Below are 3,062 nucleotides of genomic sequence, written 5' to 3'. Positions count from 1 at the left end.
TTGTCATGATTAAAAATTGTCCATAAAAGCTGAGAAACTAGGGTTTTGCCACTATTGTTGTAGCCAATAAAAGTATAAAACTTCTTGGTTAAATCTATAGTTTGATTATTATTTCTAATTGATCCCAAATTCTTGATCAGTAGTTCCATATTATTTTTACCAATCACACCGAGAGGATAACTAATTTTTTAAAGGTGGACAAAATGCCCACCCTTAACACTATTGTAAACTGCTAGTTAACTGACTTTTGGCCTTAGCTAAAGCTTCGCTTAACTTACTAGCATCCCGTCCCCCAGCTTGAGCTAAATTGGGACGACCACCACCACCACCAGCGCAGATTTTAGCGATCGCACCGATAAATTTACCCGCTTGTAAACCCTTATCTTTAATCACCCGGGGACTAAAAGCGGCCACTAAACTCACTTTATCAGCTGCGGGAGTCGAGGCCAAAATCACTGCCCCTTCCCCTAATTTTTGCTGTAGTCTTTCGGCCGCAGCCATCAAAGCATTAGCATCAATATCGCCCAAAGAAGCGACTAATAGCTGAAATTCGCCGATAGATTCGGCTTGAGATAGCAAAGCATCCGATTTATTTAGTGCTAACTCCTGTTTAACCGCTTCTAACTGCTTTTGTGTCCCCTTTAACTCCGATTGTAGGGCCGTAATGCGATCGGGAATTTCCAGAGGTTTGACCTTAAAGCGATCGCACAGATCCCGCACCACCTGATCCCGTTCATTCAGGTATGCTAACACGGCGGGGCCAGCCACCGCTTCGATGCGACGAATTCCTGCGGCGATTCCCGTCTCGGAGATGATTTTAAATAAACCGATCTCGGCGGTATTTTTAACGTGAGTTCCCCCGCATAATTCCATAGAAACGCTAGGAATATCGATAACTCGCACTTCTGAGCCGTATTTCTCGCCAAACATGGCAATAGCTCCCTTCTGCTTCGCTTCTTCCAATCCCATCACCGCTATCTGGGTGTCATGCGCTTCGGCAATCCAAGTGTTAATCTGTTCTTCCACCTGTTGCAATTCAGAGCTAGTCAGGGGACGAGGACAGTTAAAATCAAAACGGAGGCGATCGAAACTGACGAGGGAACCTGCTTGGGAAATCCCCCCATCGACAAGCTTTTTCAGGGCCGATTGTAGCAGATGGGTGGCGGTATGATTAGCTTGAGCGCGACGACGACAGGAGCGATCGATCTGAGCATTAATTGTATCGCCGGTGGTGACAATTCCCCGCTCAATCCGACCAAAATGGATAAAAATCCCCGATTCTTTCTGCACATCCTCAATGCGGATAAGCAGATTATCGCCGGTTAAATAACCCTTATCACCGATTTGTCCACCCGATTCGGCATAAAAAGGGGTTTTATCGAGAACTACCTGCACCTCAGTTCCTGATGCGGCCGATTCCACCGTTTTACCAGCGACTAAAACCGCCGTTACTGTTGCGGTTGCTTGTAAATCCGTATAACCGAGAAATTCCGTCGGGTGAATATGTTCCGCCAGCTTATCTAAACTGCCCTGTACCGTCAAATCTATGGTTTCGTGGGCGGCTTTTGATCTTTGCTGCTGTTTTTTCATTTCCTGCTCAAAGCCCGCCGTATCGACGCTTAAACCCTGCTCCTCGGCGATTTCTTGAGTGAGTTCGAGGGGGAAGCCATAGGTATCATAAAGGGTAAAGGCATCGACTCCCGAAATCTGGCTTTTTTCTTTTTCTAGAATCGATTCGAGCAGTTTCTCGCCTCTTTCTAGGGTTTCTAAAAATCTCGCTTCCTCTCGCTCTAATTCTGCCTTGATCACCGTTTCTCGTTCCCGAACATTGCCATAGACGGACTCGGAAAGAGCGATCGCAACTTCCGCCACTTTGGTGATAAATTGACCTTCAATACCGATTAAACGCCCGTGCCGTACTACTCTGCGAATCAGACGACGCAGGACGTAACCTCTGTCAGTATTCGATGCTGAGATACCATCCGCTATCATGTGTACTACCGAACGCACATGATCGCCGATGACTTTTAGGGAAACTTTCGTTTTTTCGTCCGCTTTCTGGTAGTCTATCGCTGCTAACCGGGCCGCTTCGGCGACAATCGGGAAAATTAGGTCAGTTTCGTAGTTATTGGCGACTTTTTGCAGGATTTGCGCCATCCGTTCCAAACCCATCCCCGTATCGATATTTTTATTGGCCAGGGGTGTCAGATTGCCGTCCGCGTCGCGGTTATACTGCATGAAGACGAGGTTATAAAACTCGATAAAACGGCTATCATCCTCTAAATCGATGGTTTTATCCCCTAATTCGGGGTGAAAATCGTAGTAAATTTCCGAACAGGGACCACAGGGACCCGTGGGACCCGATACCCAAAAGTTATCCTCTTCGCCCATTTTTTGGATACGATGGGCAGGAATACCGATTTTATCGCGCCAGATAGCGAAAGCTTCCTCATCCTCCCTAAAGACACTAACGACTAATCTTTCGGGGGGAAGGTTAAAAACTTCTGTGGACAATTCCCAGGCCCAAGCGATCGCTTGTTCTTTAAAATAATCACCAAAGCTAAAATTGCCCAACATCTCAAAAAAAGTATGGTGTCTAGCAGTCCGGCCGACATTTTCGATATCGTTGGTGCGAATACATTTTTGGGAAGTGGTAGCGCGGGGAAATTCTGGGGTCTTTTGCCCTAAGAAAATCGGTTTAAAAGGGAGCATTCCCGCAATAGTCAGCAAAACGGTGGGGTCTTCTGGGACTAGGGAAGCACTAGGGAGAATTTTATGGTTTCTGGCCGCAAAAAAGTCTAAAAATCGCTGGCGAATCTCGCTTCCGCTTAGGTGGTTACTCATAGAAGATGTCAGTTAGTCAGAAAAATGCCTATTTTATCCATTGTGGCATTTTTGCGTTTTAACTCTCCACCTTTACTCTTGCGCCGCTTGTCGGACCTGTTCTAAGTCTAAATCCAAAGCTTGAGCGATTTGTTCCACACTTAAACCCAAGGCAAGCAAACGGGGAATAGATTCCAGTTTAGCTTCTAGTTTTCCTCGCTCTAGTCCTCGCTCTAGTC

2 protein-coding genes and 1 pseudogene are annotated in these 3,062 nt (G+C 46.3%); all 3 read right to left on the bottom strand.

Annotated elements, in window-relative coordinates; genetic code table 11:
* Nucleotides 1–149: AAA family ATPase (locus PX636_RS22545; protein WP_502882838.1), on the bottom strand; the 149-nt coding region annotated here is incomplete at its 3' end.
* A gap of 70 nt (nucleotides 150–219) precedes the next feature.
* The gene (gene alaS, locus PX636_RS01900) at nucleotides 220–2,844 is read right to left on the bottom strand and encodes an alanine--tRNA ligase (RefSeq protein WP_288116057.1); all 2,625 of its coding nucleotides are present in this window, start codon (nucleotides 2,842–2,844) and stop codon (nucleotides 220–222) included.
* A 72-nt stretch (nucleotides 2,845–2,916) separates the two neighbouring features.
* A pseudogene (locus PX636_RS01895) lies at nucleotides 2,917–3,062 on the bottom strand (flagellar assembly protein H); the annotation flags it as partial.

The sequence above is a fragment of the Microcystis sp. M53598_WE2 genome, assembly GCF_030067735.1.
Taxonomy (GTDB): domain Bacteria; phylum Cyanobacteriota; class Cyanobacteriia; order Cyanobacteriales; family Microcystaceae; genus Microcystis; species Microcystis aeruginosa.
This window is presented reverse-complemented; position numbering and strand designations above follow the sequence as displayed.

Bases quoted from the DNA above. Each gene is read 5' to 3' on its own strand.
- alaS (WP_288116057.1), bottom strand. From the start codon at position 2,844: ATGAGTAACCACCTAAGCGGAAGCGAGATTCGCCAGCGATTTTTAGAC.